The sequence below is a fragment of the Nocardiopsis chromatogenes YIM 90109 genome (genome assembly GCF_000341185.1).
Classification (GTDB): Bacteria; Actinomycetota; Actinomycetes; order Streptosporangiales; family Streptosporangiaceae; genus Nocardiopsis_A; species Nocardiopsis_A chromatogenes.
Genome location: NZ_ANBH01000280.1, coordinates 1 through 4,134, shown reverse-complemented (window position 1 = coordinate 4,134; position 4,134 = coordinate 1). Strand labels below are relative to the sequence as shown.

The 4,134-nt window shown below is 75.8% G+C and carries 3 protein-coding genes; 2 read left to right on the top strand and 1 reads right to left on the bottom strand.

Annotated elements, in window-relative coordinates:
• Positions 1-1,111, bottom strand: a 1,111-nt coding sequence (locus D476_RS34525; protein WP_338036261.1) for an AAA family ATPase, incomplete at its 3' end; no start/stop codon positions are given.
• Between the two features lie 604 nt (positions 1,112-1,715).
• Between D476_RS34525 and D476_RS0125490 the strand changes: the two genes are divergently transcribed.
• Positions 1,716-2,342, top strand: coding sequence for a GNAT family N-acetyltransferase (locus D476_RS0125490; RefSeq protein WP_017626746.1), 627 nt, complete (start codon positions 1,716-1,718; stop codon positions 2,340-2,342).
• Positions 2,343-2,377: 35 nt separating this feature from the next.
• Complete coding sequence (locus D476_RS0125485; protein ID WP_017626745.1) at positions 2,378-3,373, top strand: helix-turn-helix transcriptional regulator; 996 nt, start codon at positions 2,378-2,380, stop codon at positions 3,371-3,373.
• Positions 3,374-4,134: the final 761 nt, after the last annotated feature.

Sequence of the window (4,134 nt, the reverse complement as noted above, 5' to 3'; positions counted from 1 at the left end):
CGGGGGGGGGGAGCCGCTCGGCACCGGCCTCGGCGGTGTACCGGTCGGTCCCGGCGAGCAGCGCCGCCGCCTCCGGGGAGGCGTCTGGGCCCGGGTGCAGGCCCAGCAGGCGGTACAGGCGGGCCGTCGGCGGCTCCAGTCCGGCGTAGGACACGTCCAGGGCCGAGCGCACGGACACCTCCTCGTCACCGCTCAGGGCCGAAAGGCGCCGCCGCTCGCCTTCGAGCTCCTCGACCATGCGTGCGGCGGGCCGGCCGGGCCGCAGCACCAGGCGCCCGGCGACGGCGCACAGCGCCAGAGGCAGGTGCCCGCACAGCTCGGCCAGCCGTTCGGCCTCCTCGGGGCCCCTGAGGGGCGCGGGTTCCCCGCCGGTGGCGCGGCCGCCGCCGGATGCTCCGGCCTCGGGCGCCCCGGCCAGGCCCGCGCTGACCAGCCCGCGCAGCAGCCCGGCGGCGTGGTCGCGGGGCAGCGGGCGCACCCGGGTGATGCGGGCCCCGCGGACGAGCAGCGCGGCCGGGTGCAGGCGCGTGGTGACGACGGTCAGGTGGGCGCCGCCTCCGGGCAGGAGCGCGGCGGCCTGGGCGGCGCTCGCGGCGTCGTCGAGCAGCAGCAGCATGCTGCGGCCCTCGGTGCGGGCCTGGAAGAGCCGGGCGCGCCCGGGGAGGTCGGCGGGGACCTCCTCGGGGCGCACGCCCAGGGCGCGCAGGAGGTGGGCGAGGACGGCGGCGGGGTCGGCGGGCCCGGAGTGCGCGAAGGCGGCCAGGTCGGCGGTGAGGTGGCCGTCCGCGAAGCGCGGCCCGTCGGTCTCCAGGAAGCGGGCGGCGACGGCGGTCTTTCCCACGCCGCCGGTCCCGGTGAGGACGGCGATGCGGGGCTCCCGTGAGGTGAGCGCCCGGTGGGCCTCGTGGCGCAGGAGGGACAGTTCGCGGAGGCGGTCGGCCATGCGGGCGGGGGCCCGGGGAGGCCGGAGAGGAGCGGCGGGGGCGGACCCGGGGACGGTGCCCAGGTGGATGCCGCCGTGGACGGTTCCGGCCTGCACCACCACGCCGTGGCGGCCGCCCGTCACCGCATTGCCCGGTGTGCCCGGTGTGCCCGCTTCGCGTGAGGTCATCGCCCACCCGTGATCATCAGGCTACTTTGTGTATTTTCGTCACGCTAACATTCCGACCCGAAACCTCGGTTCGGGCCCGGCGGGTCGGGGGCGGAGGCCGCCCCGGCCCCGCCCCCACACCGTCCGCGCCCTACCACGACGGCGCGGAGGGCTCTCATGGCGCCCGACCGCCGGACGGCGTCCGCTTGGGTGGTGGAACTTTCGGAGGCCGCGACCGCCATGGGCGGGCGGCCGAATGCGGCCCGCCGACAGGCAGGGCGCCGGTCGGGACGCCGACGCAGGGGCTGGGCCACCCCAGCGCCGCGACGATCGCACTGGCCTGGCCGGACGGAAATCCCACGGAAATCCCACGGACGTCAACCGACGGCCTCACGCCCGCCCTTGGGCACGTGTCCCGCCTGCTCGTCGACGAGACCCTGATCGCGCCCGCGATGTCGTGCGCGCCTCCGACTGCGGCCCCCTCCTGGGCCGGGCGCCGCCCGGCAGCCCCCGCACGGCGGGAAAACCACTCGCCCCTCCGTGGCGCGCGCCTGTACGGTGCGCCGCGCGGGACGCGCGCGAGCGGCCCCGCCGACGCCGGACGGACGGCACGAACGGAGCGGACATGCAGGTCTTCCTGACCACCGACCGGATGGTCCTGCGGCGGATCACCCCCGACGACGCCCCGCTCCTGCTGGGGCTCGACTCCGACCCCGAGGTCATGCGGTACCTGACCGGCGGGCGCCCCTCCGCGCCCGCGGACATCGACGGCAATATCCGCAGGTACCAGGGGTGGTACCGCGCCTACCCGGAGCGGGGGTACTGGATCGCCCAGGACACCGGCGGCGCCTTCCTCGGCTGGTTCCACCTGCGCCACCCGCACGGCGGCGACCCCGCCGAGCCCGAACTCGGCTACCGGCTCGCCCGCGCCCACTGGGGCCGCGGGCTGGCCACCGAGGGCTCGTTCGCCCTGCTCGGCACCGCGTTCGCCGACCCGTCCGTGCGCCGCGTCTTCGCCCGGACCATGGCCGTCAACACCGGCTCCCGCCGCGTCATGGAGAAGCTCGGCATGCGCCTGGTGCGCACGTTCGCACTCGACGCCCCTCCCATCCCCGGGGCCGAGCACGGCGAGGTCGAGTACGCCCTCACCCGCACCGACCGGGAGCGGGCCGAAGCCGAGCGGCACGGGCGGCGGCCCCGGGACGCCGCGCGCGGCGGACCCCGGCCCCCGGCCCCCTCCCGTGAAGCCTGACAGCACTTGTCAGGAATCCGCCCCATACTGGTGCCATGCGCGCTGACCGCCTGCTCTCCCTGCTCCTGCTGCTGCAGAACCGCGGCCGGATGACCGCCGCCGAGCTCGCCGAGGAGCTGGAGTGCTCCGAGCGCACCGTCTACCGGGACGCCGAGGCCCTGAGCACCGCAGGGGTGCCGATCTACGCCGAGCGGGGGACGGGGGGCGGCTACCGGCTGATGGAGGGCTACCGCACCCGCCTGACCGGGCTCACCGAGGGCGAGGCGCACTCGCTGGCCTTCACCGGCATGCCCGGCCCCGCAGGCGACCTGGGACTCGGCTCGGACCTGGCGCTGGCCCAGCTCAAACTGCACGCGGCCATGCCCGACACGCTGCGCGAGCGCGCCGAGCGGGTGTCCGCCCGGTTCCACCTGGACACCACCGCCTGGTGGCGCCGCCCCGCCGCCACCCCGTTCCTGGCTCCGCTGGCCGAGGCGGTCTGGGAGTCGCGCACCGTGCGGGTGTCCTACCGGCGCTTCGACGACACCCGCGTCGAGCGCACCCTCGACCCGCTGGGGCTGGTCCTCAAGGGCGACACCTGGTACTTCGTGGCCCGGCCGACCCCGGAGCCCGGCGGGAGTGAGAAGCCCCCGCGCACCTACCGGGTCGAGCGCATCGGCGCACTGGAGGACACCGGGTGCTCCTTCACCCGCCCCGAGGGGTTCGACCTGCCCGCCTCCTGGCGCGCCTGGGCCGAGGAGTTCGAGAGCTCCCGCCACACCCTGCACACCCGGGTACTGCTCACCGCTCAGGGCGCCGAGCTGGTGCCGGTGCTGTGCTCGCCCCGCACCGCCGCCCAGGCCGAGTACGGGCCGGTCCGCGCCGACGGCCGCCGCGAGGCGCGCCTGACCACCGAGTCGGTGACCGTCGCGGTGCACGAGTTCTCCCGGTTCGGCTCCGACATCGAGGTCCTCGACCCCCCGGAGGTACGGCGGGCCGTGGCCCGCCACATGGAGGAGGCGGCCGCGCTGTACCGCGGCTCGGCGGACTGACGTCCGGCTTTGTCGGCCAGTAGCGGGAACGTGTCCCGATGGCTCCCGGGAACGCTCCCGAGGCGGCCGTGGACGTGTCGCCGGGGCAGGGGAAGGCCGCGTTGAGTTTGTTCGTGAAGCGGAGAGCGATTGTCGATGAGACTCGACGACGCCCCCGTTCACCGCAGGGCCGTGTCGATGAGCCCTGACAGCACCGCGTGCGACGGGGCGCACCCTGCCTGCCCTTCCTTGGCGGTCGACCCCGCCCGCCGTCTGCGAAGCCGCTGGTGAAGGTGGAGCCGCCCGTAGCGAAGCGAGGACGACCGTCCACGAGGACCGACGAGCGGCGACCACGCCCACCGATGAGGAAGGCCCGGAACCCGCCGACACCGCCTCGCACCGAGTCATCACAGCACTGGCGGAACCGGCGCACACGCGCTCTCACATCTCGTCGACATACTCGCCACGTCGCGGGTTCGGTGCGGCGTACCGCCCCGCAGGCGACACCGGCCGCAGCACGCCGCGGCCCGGGGTGGTACGCCGCGCCCCTGCCTGGACGGCCGGACGGGAGGCGCAGCGCACCTCCGCGCGCGTGCCACCGCCCGCCGCCAAGGTCCCGCAGGAGATCCGCACACTCCAGGCTCACGTGTCGCCCGATCGTCGATATCAGCCGGTGCCGACGACGGCAGGCCGTTCCCAAAAGCGGCCGCGAATCGTTCCCCATCGTCGTCGACGTAGCCAGAGGCTCCTCCCCCGGCCGAGGCGGGGAACCAGTCACGTCC

What these genes read in the sequence shown, in the direction of transcription:
- D476_RS0125490 (WP_017626746.1), top strand. Translation starts at nt 1,716, where the DNA reads ATGCAGGTCTTCCTGACCACCGACCGGATGGTCCTGCGGCGGATCACC.
- D476_RS0125485 (WP_017626745.1), top strand. Translation starts at nt 2,378, where the DNA reads ATGCGCGCTGACCGCCTGCTCTCCCTGCTCCTGCTGCTGCAGAACCGC.